Consider the following 13,593-nt stretch of genomic DNA (forward strand, 5'->3'; position numbering starts at 1 on the left):
CTGCCTTATGCGCGTCCGTCCCTTCCGTATGCTCGTTCCGGCCCTGCTGTGGGCCCTTCCCGCCGCCCTGTCCGCCCAGGCGGCGCCGTTAGCGTCGGCGGATCTCGGTGCGCTCCGCCTGCGCAATATCGGTCCCGCCTCCATGAGCGGCCGCGTGGTCGACATGGATGTCGTCGAGTCGAACCCGAGCATCTGGTATGTGGCGGGTGCCACCGGCGGGCTCTGGCGCACCAACGACAACGGCGTGACGTGGAGCTCCACCTTCGACGCGCCGGTGCACTCGATTGGCGACGTGGCCGTGTTTCAGCCCAACCCGCAGATCATCTGGGTGGGCACCGGCGAACGCGCCAGTCGGCAGAGTGTGGGATGGGGCGACGGCGTGTACAAGAGCACCGACGGCGGCGTGTCGTGGCAGAATATGGGATTGGCCACCAGCATGCACATCGGCCGCATTCAACTGCACCCGCGCGATCCGAACATCGCGTACGTGGCAGCGCAGGGATCGGTCTGGGGCGCCGGCGGCGATCGCGGGCTCTTTCGTACGACCGACGGCGGACGCAGCTGGACGCGCACGCTGTTCGTGGACGACGAGACGGGGGCCACCGACGTCGCGATGGACTGGAACGATCCGAATGTGCTCTACGCGAGTACGTATCAGCGTCGTCGCAGCGCGTACGGATTTGATGGCGGTGGTCCCGGCAGCGCGCTCTGGAAGAGCACCGACGCCGGCGTGACGTGGACCAAGATCACGGGACACGGCTTGCCCGAGGGCGAGTACGGCCGCATCGGCATCGGCGTATATCGCAAGAATCCGAAGATCCTCACCGTGAGTATCGAGCAGGGCGCGCGCTACAACGCGAGCACGGCGTACATCGTGCGCAAGGCAGGCGTATACCGCAGCGAAGACGCCGGCGCCACGTGGACGTTCATGAGCGACTGGAATCCGCGTCCGATGTATGCGAGTCAGGTGATCATCGACCCGAACGACGACCAGCGCATCTACATGCTGAACGCGTATTCGTTCAGCGACAACGGCGGCAAGACGTTCACCGCGCCGCGCACCACCACGCATGGCGACGACCGCTTTGTGTGGGTGAATCCGAACAACAGCCGTCACGTGGTGAAGCTGGACGACGGCGGTATCGGCATCAGCTACGATCGCGGCAACAAGTTCCTGTACGTCACGTCGCTCCCGCTGTCGCAGTTCTATCGCGTGACGACCGACAATGCGGTGCCGTTCAACATCTACGGCGGCCTGCAGGACAACGGCTGCTGGATGGGACCGAGCGCCAGCTGGACGACGGGTGGCGTGCTGAACGATCACTTCTCGCGCCTCTGCGGCGGCGACGGCTTTCACGTGACGCCCAATCCGCTCAATTCGCGCACCGTGTACTCGGCCTCGCAGTTCCTGGGGCTGCAGCGCAACGACACGAAGACGTGGGAAGTGCAGGACATTCGCCCGGGCGATTCCACCGGACACATCGCTGGTCGTCGCAACTGGGAAACGTGGGGCAAGCCGGGCGCCGAACAGGTGCTCGGCAACGCGATGCATCCGGCCAACTGGGATGCGCCGTTCATCATCTCGCCGCACGACACGGCCACGGTCTACGCCGGCGGGCAGCATCTGTTCAAGTCGGTGAACAGCGGACGCACCTGGAAGGACCTGGGTGACATGAGCACGGGCGTCGATCGTTCGCGGTTGCCGCTGATGGGCCGCCTGCCGGGCGAGAATACGTTGTCGCTCGACGACGGCGTGCCGTACTTCCCTGGCGTGACGGCGTTGGCCGAGTCGCCGCGCGTGAAGGGCCTGTTGTACGTCGGCACCGATGACGGTCGCTTCCGCGTGTCGCGCGACGGCGGCGCGACGTTCACGGATGTGCAGAGCCGTTTCCCGGGCCTGCCGAAGGACTCGTGGTTTGCCGGCGTGGAAGCGTCGCGACATGCCGCAGGCACAGCGTATGTGGTAGTCGACAACCATCGCAGCAACGACTTCACGAACTACGTCTACGCCACGAGCGACTTCGGCGCCACCTGGCGCCGTATCGACGCCGGACTGCCGGCCAATCGGGTCACGCGCACGGTACGTGAGGATCCGCGCAACCCGACGCTGCTCTATCTCGCCACCGAGTTCGGGGTCTTCATCTCGCCCGATGCCGGCGGCCAGTGGCTGACGCTGCGCAACAACATGCCGATGATGCCGTTCAACGACATCACGATTCAGGCGCGCGACAACACGCTGGTGTTGGGTTCACACGCGCGCGGCTTGTGGATTCTCGACCAGCTGAACGCGCTGCAGGAGCTTACCCCTGCGGTGGCGGCCAGCAGCGCGCATCTGTTCACGATGCAGCCGGCGATGCAGATCCGCACCACGAATCTTCGTCCGCACACGGGCGACATGATCTTCCGCGGCGAGAACCCGGCCAACGGCGCATTGATCGACTACTGGGTGCGCGACGCGGGAACCGCAGTGACGCTCACGGTGCTCGACAGCGCCGGTCGCACGGTACAAACGCTCACGCCCACGAGCCGTCGCGGTGTGAATCGCGTGGTGTGGAATCTGCGCTATGCCGACCTGCCGATCCGAAGTGGAGGCGGCGAAGACGATGACGCCGGCCCGAGTCCGACGTCGCCGGGCCCGCTGGTGCTGCCAGGTACGTACACGGTGCGACTGTCGTACGGCGCGACGGCACAGCAGCAGCGCGTGGTGGTGAAGGACGACCCGCGCATTACCGTGTCGCGCGCCGAACGTGCGGCGTGGACGGCGTTCCATCGCGAGATCGGCGCGCTGATCACGTCATTCGTGCCGGTCGCCGAACGGTGGCGCGCGCAGCCCGGCACCGATGCGGCGACGCGCGACGGTAAGCGTCAGGCCGCCGAGTTGAGTGCGCGCCTGTCGGGGCTGTATGGGGCTGTGGCGCGCTACACCGGTGCGCCCACGTCGGATCAGCGGTCGGAGCTGCGCTTCTACACGCGCATGGCGGCGGAGCTGGAGAAGGCGGGACGGTGAGGTTCGTGCGCGGTTGATGGTTCGTTGAACTGATCACGCAGAGGGGCAGAGGGCGCAGAGAACGCAGAGGCGTGCTACGGAACGGTCGTGGCACGCTTTTGTGTTTTTCATGAAAGGCATTTCTCTGCGAGCTCTGCGTTCTCTGCGCCTCCGCGTGATCTGTTCCAGCGAAGCGAGTAGAATTCACCCATGCTCCACCTCTGGTCGTCATCCAAGTACGCCATCGAGCTCCCCGACGGGCATCGGTTTCCGATGTCCAAGTATCAGCTGTTGCGCGAAGGGGTGTTGGCCGAGGGGCTGGTGCCACCGGAGCGGCTGCATGATCCGCAGCGGGTGCTCGTGGACGATCTGTTGCTCGTGCACACGCGCGAGTACGTGGATCACATCACCAACGGCACGTTGCCGACGGCGGAGCAGCGGCGGATCGGGTTGCCGTGGTCGGAGTCGTTCGTGGAGCGCGCGTACCGGGTGGTGCAGGGCACGTGCGAGGCGGCCGAGTCGGCGTTGCAGCACGGCGTGGCGATGAATCTCGCGGGAGGGACGCATCACGCGTTTCCTGATCGCGGCGAGGGGTTCTGTACCTTCAACGACGTGGCCGTGGCGATCCGACGGTTGCAGCGTGACGGGCGCGTGCGGCGGGTGGCGATCGTCGATCTCGATGTGCATCAGGGCAACGGCACGCACGGCTGTTTTGCCGGCGACGCGCAGGTGTACACGTTCAGCATGCACGGCGCGAAGAACTTTCCGTTCCACAAGGTGCCGGGCACGCGCGATGTCGAACTCGACGACGGTACGGGCGACGCCGAGTATCTCGCCCTACTCGAGATGCATCTGCCGACCGTGCTGCGCGACGCGCGCCCCGATCTGGTGGTGTATCTGGCCGGCGCCGACCCTCATGAAGGCGACAAACTGGGGCGGCTCAAGCTCACCTTCGAGGGACTGCACCGCCGCGACGCCTTCGTGCTGGAGATGTGCCGGGAGATCGGGGTGCCGGTGTGCGCCACCATGTCGGGCGGGTATGGGCGGGACGTGCGGGACACGGTGCAGGTGCACCTGAACACGGTTCGGGTGCTGCAGAGCTTCGCCGGGCGCTAAATTACCAAGGTTGCCCCTTTCCGTTACCAGGAGATCTCCGGATGGTTCGTCGTACGTTTCTGCTCGCCGCCGCGGCGAGCGCGCTGTTCGCGGTGCCCGCGATCGCGCAGTCGCCCGTCTACAAGTCGTCGGCGCACGACTACCGTCTGGTGACCGTGGCCGACGGCCTCGTGCAACCGTGGTCGATGGCGTTCCTTCCGGGCGGCGACATGCTCGTGACCGAGCGTCCCGGCCGTCTCCGCATCGTGCGCGGAGGCAAGCTCCTGCCCACGCCCGTGACGGGCGTTCCGGAAGTGGTCTACCGCGGTCAGGGTGGACTGCTCGACGTGGTGGCGCATCCGAACTTCGCCACCAACAAACTGGTCTATCTCAGCTTCTCCAAGCCTACCGGCGGCGGGGCGGCGACGACGGCCGTCGTGCGCGGGCGTTTCGAGAACAACGCGCTGGTCGACGTGAAGGAGATCTTCGTGGCCGACACGAAGGGTGCGCCAGGCCACTTCGGCTCCCGCATCGCCTTCGACAAGAGCGGCATGATGTTCATCACCGTTGGCGAGCGCCAGGCGCCGCCCAGTGGTGATCTCGAGAAGCATCCGGCGCAGGATCTGTCGAATCACCATGGCAAGGTCATTCGCCTGTTCGACGACGGCCGCGTGCCGCCTGACAATCCGTTCGTGGGCAAAGCTGGCGCGAAGCCGGAGATCTGGAGCTATGGCCATCGCAATCCGCAGGGCCTCGCGATTCACCCCACCACGGGCGACGTCTGGGCCACCGAGCACGGCCCGCAGGGCGGCGATGAGCTCAACCTGATTCAGAAGGGGCTCAACTACGGCTGGCCCGTGGTCGGCTTCGGTGTGAACTACGGCCCCGGCCAGGCGATTCACGCGGCGACGATGCGCCCAGGCATGGAGCAGCCCAAGAACGTGTGGGTGCCCTCGATCGCCACGTCGAGCCTCATGATTTACACCGGCGACAAGTTCCCGGCGTGGAAGGGCAGCTTCTTCGTCGGCGGACTCGCCGGCCAGCGCATCGTGCGTCTCACGTACGACGGCAAGGTGTTCAACGTCGAGGACAACCTGGTGCGCACGCAAGGACGCATCCGCGACGTGCGACAGGGGCCGGACGGATTCATCTACTTCTCGATCGACGATCAGCAAGCGAAGCCGACCGCGGTCATGCGCATGGAACCAGTGGCGCGGCGGTGAACTGCTGTTTCAACTGCGAACCGCGCTAAGAATCAACCGCGCTAACAGTGAACGGCGCTAAGGTAAAAAGCGCGAAGAGTAAACGGCGAACCAGTGCTTAGCGCGCGGTTCGCCGTTTTCGCGTTTAATTCTTAGCGCCCCTTACTTTAGCGCTGTTCATTCATAGCGCAGTTGATTCTTAGCGCTGTTCGCAGTCCGTCACTCCGGCGCTGGTACGCCCATCGCGCTCCATTCTTCTTTCGCCGGCCCGTACATACCCGGGATGATCAGTCCCGCTTGTCGCATGCCGATCGTGAGCTGACCGCGGTGATGCGTCTGATGCTTGATCAGCACATCGAGCGTCATGCCGCGCGGCCAGGTCTCGCCGTACATGTCGTCGCGTGCGGACAACGTCGCGTCGGTCCACCGCTCGGTGAGCTGTTCGCTCAGCGAGGCGGCGGCGGTGCGGTACGCCGCCACGATGGCGGCGGCGTGCGCGGGCACGGCGTCGTGTTCACCGGCGCCGATGACGGCGAGCCCCGTGCGATTCAGCATTTCGGGAATCGACTGGGCGATGTGCCAGGCCAGGCGGCCGACGGTGCGGCCACCCGGGAAGAGTTCGTGTGACAGCGAGGCGTCGGTGAGGCAGTCGAGTAGCTTCTGCGTGCTCTCGGATTCGTATCGCCAGGAGGCGTGAAACGCGGCGAGGGAGGCGTACATGGGAAATCTCGGTGCATGGTGGTGGGAGGACTGGTGGCCCAATGCTATGCCATGGTCACGGGTCTTGCGATGCAGATATGGCGGGACACTTGACGCGCCGCGTGAGCGGGGGGAAGATGCCGGATGACGTCTATTCTCTCCGCCGCGTTCCGACGAGTCTCGTCGCTGGTGCTGCTGGCCGCGGTGCCGCTTGTGTCTGCCTGTCGTGCGTCGGTGCGCACCAGTGCCGAGCCGCAGTTCATTCATCCCGACGGCCCGCCGGCCAATCCGTTCTCGCCGGCGGTGCGTGTCGGCAACATCATTTTTGTCTCGGGCACGCTCGGTACCAAGCCCGACGGTACGCTGGTGCCCGGCGGCATCCAGCCGGAAACGCGACAGCTGCTCGAGAACGTCAAGCGCACGCTCGCCGCGGCCGGCGTGGGCATGGATCGCGTGGTGAAATGCACCGTGTTTCTGGCCGACCTGAAGGAGTGGCCGGCTATGAACGAGGTGTATCGCGGGTACTTCAGCAACGGGAACTATCCGGCGCGTACGGCGGTGCAGGCCACGTTGCTGTTCGGTGCGCGTGTGGAGATGGAGTGCGCCGCTGCCGCGACCTAGCGCCGGTGTGACCAACGGGCCTCGCTCATGATCACGTACGATCCCAAGAACTGGATCGCCGTCCTCATCGACTTCCCACGCAGCCCCGTCTTTCGCACGCTGGCGATCGACGTGGTGGCGGCCGGGGTGTACGCGGCGCTGGTGGTCTGGATCGAGACCGACGTCGTGAAAGTGGCCGTGCCCTTGGGGCCGAGCTTTCTGTCGATCCTCGGCATCATCCTCGGTTTGCTGCTCGTGTTCCGCACCAACACGTCGTACGACCGATGGTGGGAAGGTCGGAAGCTCTGGGGACAGCTGGTCAACGTGTCGCGCGGTCTCGCGCACCAACTCGACGCGCAACTGCCGGCGTCGGCACCACAGCGTGCGCAGTATGCCCGCGTACTTGGCGCATTTCCCGTGGCGTTGGCCGAACACTTACGGCGTCCGCGCGGTGAGCCTGGTCCGCACGTCCCCAATCAGCTCGTGCAGTCACTCAGTCACGCGGTGTATGCCGACATTCGCGACGGTGTGCTGCCGCGTGAGATGCTGGTGGCGCTGACGCCCGTGCTGCTCGCCTTCGACGACATCACCGGCGCGTGTGAGCGCGTTCGCAATACACCGATTCCGTTCTCGTACAGCTCGTACGTCAAGCAGTTCGTCTTGCTCTATGCGCTGGTCATGCCGTTCGGTCTCGTCCGCGAGTTCGGATACGGCACCGTGATCGCCAGCATGTTCACGTTCTTCGCGACCATGGGACTCGAGCTGCTCGCGACGGAGATCGAAGAGCCGTTCGGTACCGACCGCAACGACCTTCCGCTCGACGAGATGGCCGACCGCATTGCGCGCGACACCCGCGAGCTGTTGACGGGTGCCTACTCCTCCGACGCCAATCCGTCGAGGTTGTAACCCAGGGCGCGCAGCTTCGAGGCCATGTCCTTCTTTTCGGCCGACTTTACGTACGCCTCTTCGGCTTCGACCGTCTTGCTCTTCACGAGGTTCATCAGCGCGTCGTTCAACGTCTCCATGCCCAACTTCTTCTGGGTCTGAATGATGTTGTTAATCTGCACCGTCTTGCCTTCACGGATCATCGAGCTCACGGCCTTGTTCACGAGCAGTATCTCGCGCGCGGCCACGCGTCCGCCGCCGATCTTCTTGCAGAGCGTCTGCGACACGACGCCCTTGAGCGATTCGGCCAGCATGACGCGGATCTGCTCTTGCCGGTCGGCGGGGAACTGATCGACGATGCGATTGATCGTGGACGCGGCTGTGGAGGTGTGCAGCGTGCCGAACACGAGATGCCCCGTTTCGGCCGTCTCGAGCGCGATGGCGATCGTTTCCAGATCGCGCAGCTCACCCACGAGAATGATGTCCGGGTCCTCGCGTAGCGCGGCGCGGAGCGCGCTTTTGAACGACTGCGTGTGTACGCCGACCTGACGCTGCGTGATGAGGCACTTCTTGCTCTGGTGCACGAATTCGATCGGATCTTCGATCGTGATGATATGATCGTGCCGAGAACGGTTGATCAGATCGACCAGTGCGCAGAGCGTCGTCGATTTACCTGAGCCGGTGGGTCCGGTCACAAGCACGAGTCCCTTGGTGAGCGCGCACAGCTGCTGCACTTCGGGCGTTATGCCCATCTGCTCCACCGTGACCGTGCCGCTGGAAATGGTCCGGATCACTGCGGCCGCACCGTTCCGGTCGCGGAGCACGTTGACGCGGAAGCGGGACAGGCCGGTGATCTCGTAGGCGAAGTCGGTGTCCCAATTTTCGGCGAACTCCGCCTTGTTCTTGGCGGGCATGATCGCGTGCACCATGTTCGTGATCAATCGGTCGTCGAGCGACGGGTGGTCCTCGATGCGCACGAGGTCGCCGCCCAGGCGCAGGATCGGACGTTCACCAACGCGCAGGTGCAAATCGGCGGCGCCACGCTGGACCTGCGTGCGAAGGAGCGCCTCGAGCGCGTCGCGTGACGACGCCTCGTCGGTAGCGCCGAAGGGGCCGTCGGTCTCCCGATAGCGGCGGACAGGCTCCTCTGCCGGTACCGATGCCGATACCGAACTCGGTCGAGGATCGGAGGCCTTAGCGGGTGCCGGATCAGCCGCCGAGTTGTGGCTGTTGCCGGACGCGCGGCTGGCGACCGGCTCCGGGCGCGCGTCGGCGGCCGGGTCGTACTTGCGCACGATCAAGCGAGTAAACGTCGAGGCGACGTCTTGCTCCACCAGCCATTGCTTGCCATTCCACGTGTACACGAAGCGAATGTCGCGGCCCGTCGCGACGGCATCCTTGGCCCCGACATCGGCCAGTTCCGTCACCAGAGCGATCACCTGCTTGCTGGTGAGCACCTGCTGGCTGACTTCCTGAAGGCCAGTCGCGGTGAGGCAACAGATGGGGGCGTCGGCCTCGAGAATGATCTGACTAGCGGCGCCTGATTCAAGGCGTGCCAATACGCGGTCTAATTGGGGCACGGTGTCACGGCACTGGAAAACGTGTGGGATCTGCAGCCATGGCCTCGTTTTGACTCCGGCATGCCTGCGCTCTGCGGCATGGACGATTGGGCCCCCCTGCCGGACACATGATCCCCCGCCTTCGGTTGGCGTTGCATAGCTGTCGTGCGACCGACACCGAGCCGAGACGGGATCGTCGGAAGACCGTTGGGAAGCCGGGCGAGACTGCTGTACGACGCCGCACCACGCCGACATCGTCACGACACTGGAGCGCTATGCCCGCCACACTGCTGTCTCACCAAGCCCTCGTCCTGCCGCTCAAGCTGCGTTGGCCCGCGCGATTCTCGGGGATCGCCCTTTGTATCGGCAGTATGGCCCCCGACTTGGAGTTCATCGGGCGGATGCACGACGACTGGCTGCTCAGCCACACGGTGGCAGCGCAGGGCTGGTTCACGGTTCCCTTGACCATGCTACTGGTTTGGGTGACGAGCGCGCTGCTGATTCCCGCACTCCTCCCGTACGTTCCCGACCACGCATGGTGGCGCCCCCACGATCTGGCGGCCATTCGCCCACCGCGCACCGGTCGGGACTGGGTGCGGGTGGCCTACTCGGCGTGGCTGGGCGGCATGTCGCATGTGCTGTTGGACGGCGTCACACACGGTAACCATTCCGGATGGCTGGTCCCTTGGCTGCCGTTCCTGCGAACGCCCGTGCCGCATTTCGGTGGACGCGTTCCGCTGTACGACGCGCTCCAGCTGTGGTGCACGGTCATCTTCGCGGTCGTGACGCTGCTGCTCTGGCGCCACATGGTTCGCCGGCGCGCGCTGTGGCAGTGGCGCGAAGGCTATCTCGCCCTCGGCGCGCACCACGCCGAACGCCGCCTCCCCCGCATGCCCCGGCGGCATGGCGTGATGATCGCCCGTCTGATCGGCGTCGTGGCGATGCTCGGCGCGGCCACCGGCCACACGCTACGGGAGCGCGAGCGCGCCAAGACGGTGGTCGCCGGCACGGCGTTCGGGGCGATCACGTTTTCGGTCGGCGGCGCGGTGCTTCTCGCGCTCGGGCTCCGACAAGGTCGGGTACGCCCGCATGCGACCGGGTGAGGACACGGTGTCGCGCTAGCGGCAGTTCTTGGCGACCGTCGCGGCCGCGGCCTTGTCGCCCAGCTTGGCCGCTTCGGCGAGATCGGCGCAAGCGCCGGACGTGTTCCCCAACGCGACCCGCGCCATCGCCCGCAGCGAAAACACCTCCGGTCCCGCCATCCGCCGGTCTATCGCGGCGGTGAAATCCTTCTCGGCGTCCGCCTCACGTCCGGCCATGCCCGCGGCGCGACCGCGCAGAAACCAGCCCTGGGCGGCATCGGGGACGGCGCGCACGTACTTGTCGAATCGCGCCCAGGCTTTGGCGCCGTCGTCGTTCATCATGTAGCCGATCCCTTCGACCAGATCGAGTTGCGGGTCGTTCATGCCGAGGGCCCGGGCGCTGTCGATGTCGGCGAAGGCGGCGTTCCCGTTGCCCATGCGCTGCTGCACGATCGCGCGCCCCCCGTAGGCAGCGGCGAAGCGCCGGTCTACGGCGATCGCCTGCGTGTAGTCGGCCAGGGCTTTGGGGAACTCCTCGAGCTCGCGGTGGGCGCGACCGCGTTGCTGCAGTCGGGTGGCGTCGCGCGGCGTCACGGCAAGGGCGCCGTCGAGCAAGCGCACCGCCTCGCGCCACTGACTGGCGGCGAGCGCACGATCGATCGCGGTTGCGGCTGGCGACGCCTGCGTCATGGCCGCTCGCGGCGCGACAGAGACCAGCGCCCCCACGAGGATCGCGGCCCACATACCACGTCCCGCCATCTGCTTTCGCATCGACATCGTCAGGCTTCCTGTATCGTCATGATTCGCTCGCGTGCACCCGTACCGAAGAGTGTGAGCAGTGCCCCTGCCACCGCCAGCGCCGCCAGAAACAGAAAGGCATAGTTCGCGCTGCCCGTCGCCGTGCGAATGCGGCCAATGATATCAGGGCCGAAGTGTCCGCCGAGATTGCCGACGGCGTTGATCCACGCGATGCCAGCCGCGGCCGCCGTCTGTCGGAGAAATGCCGTGGGCAGCGACCAGAACGTGGCGAGAAACGACAGCACACCGGCGGTCACGAAACAGAGTGCAATCAGTGCCGGCACCACGTTAGCGCCCACCAGCACCAGGGCCACGAGTCCCGTGGCGGCTACGAACAGCGAGCCGGCCACATGTTGACGACGCTTGCCCGTGCGGTCGCTGCTGGCGCCGGCCCACACCATGGCTACACCGGCGGTGCCCCACGGAATCATGCTGAGCAGTCCGATCTCGAGGTACTCGGTCTTCCCGATGCCCAGCTCCTGCACGATGGTGGGCATCCAGAAGCTCACGCCGTACAGCGAGAAGGTGCCGGCCAGGTAGACGAGCGCCAACACCCACACACGACCACTGCGCAGCGCCTGCGTCGCACTGTGTGCACCGCCATGCGCGGATCCGACGGCCGCCCCGTGCGCGTCGCTGTCCTCATGCGCGAGTTGCGCCGTGATCGCGCTGCGCTGTTCGGGCGAGAGCCACGTGGCGTGCGTCGGACGATCGGGCAGCAGCAACCAGATCGCCACGCCCGCGACGACCGACGGGATCGCTTCCAGCACGAACAGCCAACGCCAGCCGCTCAAGCCACCCATGCCGTCGGCGTATTGCATGATCGCGCCGGACACCGGTGCGCCGATCACGTTGGCGGCGGCCACGGCGGTCATGAACAGCGCCACGGTACGCGCACGTCGCGCTGCCGGAAACCAATACGTGAGATAGAGAATGATGCCGGGGAAGAATCCCGCCTCGGCAATGCCGAGGAGAAAGCGCAGCGCGTAGAATCCGAACTCGATCGGCGCGACACCAAAGAGCGCGGGCAGCGGTCCCCACGGAATCCGGTCCACGAACGCAAAGGCGCCGGACACGATGGCCCAGGTGAACATGATGCGCGCAATCCATCGACGAGCCCCGAACTTCTCGAGCAGCAGATTGCTGGGCACTTCAAACAGGAAGTAGCCGAGAAAGAAGATGCCGGCGCCGAATCCGTACACGGCGTCGGAGTAGCCGAGGTCCGACGCCATCTGCAATTTCGCGAAGCCGACATTCACGCGGTCGAGAAACGCCACGATGTAGCTCACGAACAGCAGTGGCAGCAGACGGCGCGCGGCGATCGCAAATCCCGACTCGGCGGCGCTCGTCGATCCGGTGGCGGTCGTCATTCCGGCAGCGGCAGGAAGTTCAGATCGAGCGCGCCGCATGCTTCGTAGCGCTGGAGCATGGCGGGGGAGATGCCGATATCGTGCGCGAGTACGTGAAGAATGCCATCGCGGTCGAGCGGGCGTGATGCCATGCCCTGCGCCGTGCGGTGGTAACGCACCGGTCCGCGTAACACCACGAATCCGTCGCGGACACTGCGGCGCGCATACGTGAAATGATTGAACGGCCCGAAGGTGCGCGAGAGTTCGTAGCGGTGCTGTACGTATGCCGAATCCGTGGGATCCACCAGAAACCGACAGGGGGTGAGTTCGGGCCCCGGCGCACCGGCGAATCGCAGCACGTGCGTGTCACCCTCACGTTGCCACTCGGTGGCGAACACGGGATCGGTATCGCGATACGCGCCGGTCGACATCGGGACGGGTCGGCTCGTGAGCGCGGAGGAGTCGACGAGCCACTCCTGTTGGTCGATCGTCACGATGACGCTGCCGTGCGTGACGATCCCGGTGTCGCGCATGGAGCCAGCGATGCGTCGCGCGCGGAAGCCGAGTGCCGTGAGCAGTGACCACAGCGCGTGGCTCGACGACCAACAAGTGCCGCCGGTTCCGTCGGACAGCCAGTGCGTGAAGAAGTCAGCGGCCTGTGCTCCCGGGAGTGGTGGCGCGTGTGCTTCGCGAAGCGCGATCAATTTGCGTACGTTGTCGAACGGGACGTGCAGACACCACGCGTCGTAGACGCGCGTCAGTTGCGACGTGGTCGGTGCCTCGAGCGCTACGCCGAGTCGCGCACACAGCTCGTCGCGCAGGGGGGCTGGCAGCGTGTCCGGCATCGTCATGCGATCGCGGGCCAGAGCGCGAGACTACACAGCGTGCCGGCGACGGTCATCACGGTGCGTACGCGGGCATTCCACGGCGGCAGGAGCCCCGCGCGCGACGCCGCGACATCCCAGGCGAGCTGGATACCACCACTGAGCATGAGCAGGCCGAGTGCGGCCTTGAGCGGTGCTTGCGGCAACAAGGCGGCGAGACCGACCACGGACGGCGCTGCGGCCGCGGCCATGCGCCACAGGTTCGGCGCATCCGGCGCGCGGGCGAGTTCCGCGCCCCAGCGCGCCCCGCCGAGAAAGCTGAGCGTGAGCGCGGCGTACACGAGAAAGGTCCGGACAGCGGCGTCGTGCAACGCGCTGACATCGGGCGTGCCATAAGCAATCACGAGGCACACGATGAAGGGGGCGAGCCCCGATCCGCTGATCAGCCAGAAGGTGCGGGTAGGCATCGCGCGAAGGTAGCGCCGACCTGCACCGCGCGGTATATGTCGAGGCC

12 protein-coding genes are annotated in these 13,593 nt (G+C 65.9%); 6 read left to right on the top strand and 6 right to left on the bottom strand.

Annotated features, from left to right (window positions below):
* The first annotated feature begins 28 nt into the window (after positions 1-28).
* The 3 genes from HKW67_RS18935 to HKW67_RS18945 all read left to right on the top strand — a co-directional run bounded on the left by HKW67_RS18935 (position 29) and on the right by HKW67_RS18945 (position 5,304).
* Complete coding sequence (locus HKW67_RS18935) at positions 29-3,007, top strand: sialidase family protein (protein WP_206044497.1); 2,979 nt, start codon at positions 29-31, stop codon at positions 3,005-3,007.
* A 189-nt stretch (positions 3,008-3,196) separates the two neighbouring features.
* On the top strand, positions 3,197-4,102 hold the full coding sequence (locus HKW67_RS18940; protein ID WP_171226872.1) for a histone deacetylase family protein: 906 nt from the start codon (positions 3,197-3,199) through the stop codon (positions 4,100-4,102).
* A gap of 41 nt (positions 4,103-4,143) precedes the next feature.
* On the top strand, positions 4,144-5,304 hold the full coding sequence (locus tag HKW67_RS18945; protein ID WP_171226873.1) for a PQQ-dependent sugar dehydrogenase: 1,161 nt from the start codon (positions 4,144-4,146) through the stop codon (positions 5,302-5,304).
* 198 nt (positions 5,305-5,502) lie between these two features.
* Here HKW67_RS18945 and HKW67_RS18950 read toward each other — a convergent pair whose 3' ends face one another.
* The gene (locus tag HKW67_RS18950; protein WP_171226874.1) at positions 5,503-6,003 is read right to left on the bottom strand and encodes a DinB family protein; all 501 of its coding nucleotides are present in this window, start codon (positions 6,001-6,003) and stop codon (positions 5,503-5,505) included.
* Between the two features lie 123 nt (positions 6,004-6,126).
* On the opposite strand from HKW67_RS18950, the gene HKW67_RS18955 reads away from it, so the two are divergent.
* Both HKW67_RS18955 and HKW67_RS18960 read left to right on the top strand, forming a co-directional pair.
* Positions 6,127-6,603, top strand: a complete 477-nt coding sequence (locus HKW67_RS18955; RefSeq protein WP_171226875.1) for a RidA family protein — start codon at positions 6,127-6,129, stop codon at positions 6,601-6,603.
* Between the two features lie 27 nt (positions 6,604-6,630).
* Entirely contained in the window at positions 6,631-7,488 is an 858-nt protein-coding gene (locus tag HKW67_RS18960; RefSeq protein WP_171226876.1) for a bestrophin family protein, read from the top strand.
* Here the strand turns inward: HKW67_RS18960 and HKW67_RS18965 are convergent.
* Positions 7,455-9,026 carry a type IV pilus twitching motility protein PilT gene (locus HKW67_RS18965; RefSeq protein WP_230981065.1) on the bottom strand — a complete coding sequence of 524 codons (1,572 nt, stop codon included), beginning with the start codon at positions 9,024-9,026 and terminating at the stop codon, positions 7,455-7,457. The genes HKW67_RS18960 and HKW67_RS18965 overlap by 34 nt on opposite strands.
* Positions 9,027-9,301: 275 nt before the next feature.
* Between HKW67_RS18965 and HKW67_RS18970 the strand changes: the two genes are divergently transcribed.
* Entirely contained in the window at positions 9,302-10,129 is an 828-nt protein-coding gene (locus tag HKW67_RS18970; RefSeq protein ID WP_171226877.1) for a DUF4184 family protein, read from the top strand.
* A gap of 15 nt (positions 10,130-10,144) precedes the next feature.
* Here HKW67_RS18970 and HKW67_RS18975 read toward each other — a convergent pair whose 3' ends face one another.
* Genes HKW67_RS18975 through HKW67_RS18990 form a run of 4 tightly spaced genes read right to left on the bottom strand, consistent with a single transcriptional unit; the run spans position 10,145 to position 13,546 of the window.
* On the bottom strand, positions 10,145-10,885 hold the full coding sequence (locus HKW67_RS18975; RefSeq protein WP_171226878.1) for a tetratricopeptide repeat protein: 741 nt from the start codon (positions 10,883-10,885) through the stop codon (positions 10,145-10,147).
* A gap of 2 nt (positions 10,886-10,887) precedes the next feature.
* Complete coding sequence (locus tag HKW67_RS18980; protein WP_171226879.1) at positions 10,888-12,276, bottom strand: MFS transporter; 1,389 nt, start codon at positions 12,274-12,276, stop codon at positions 10,888-10,890.
* Entirely contained in the window at positions 12,273-13,106 is an 834-nt protein-coding gene (locus HKW67_RS18985) for an arylamine N-acetyltransferase (RefSeq protein ID WP_171226880.1), read from the bottom strand. Before HKW67_RS18985 ends, HKW67_RS18980 begins: the two co-directional genes overlap by 4 nt.
* Positions 13,103-13,546, bottom strand: a complete 444-nt coding sequence (locus tag HKW67_RS18990; RefSeq protein ID WP_171226881.1) for a DUF3429 domain-containing protein — start codon at positions 13,544-13,546, stop codon at positions 13,103-13,105. Before HKW67_RS18990 ends, HKW67_RS18985 begins: the two co-directional genes overlap by 4 nt.
* Positions 13,547-13,593 lie beyond the last annotated feature (47 nt).

This window comes from Gemmatimonas groenlandica, assembly GCF_013004105.1.
GTDB classification, from domain to species: Bacteria; Gemmatimonadota; Gemmatimonadetes; order Gemmatimonadales; family Gemmatimonadaceae; genus Gemmatimonas; species Gemmatimonas groenlandica.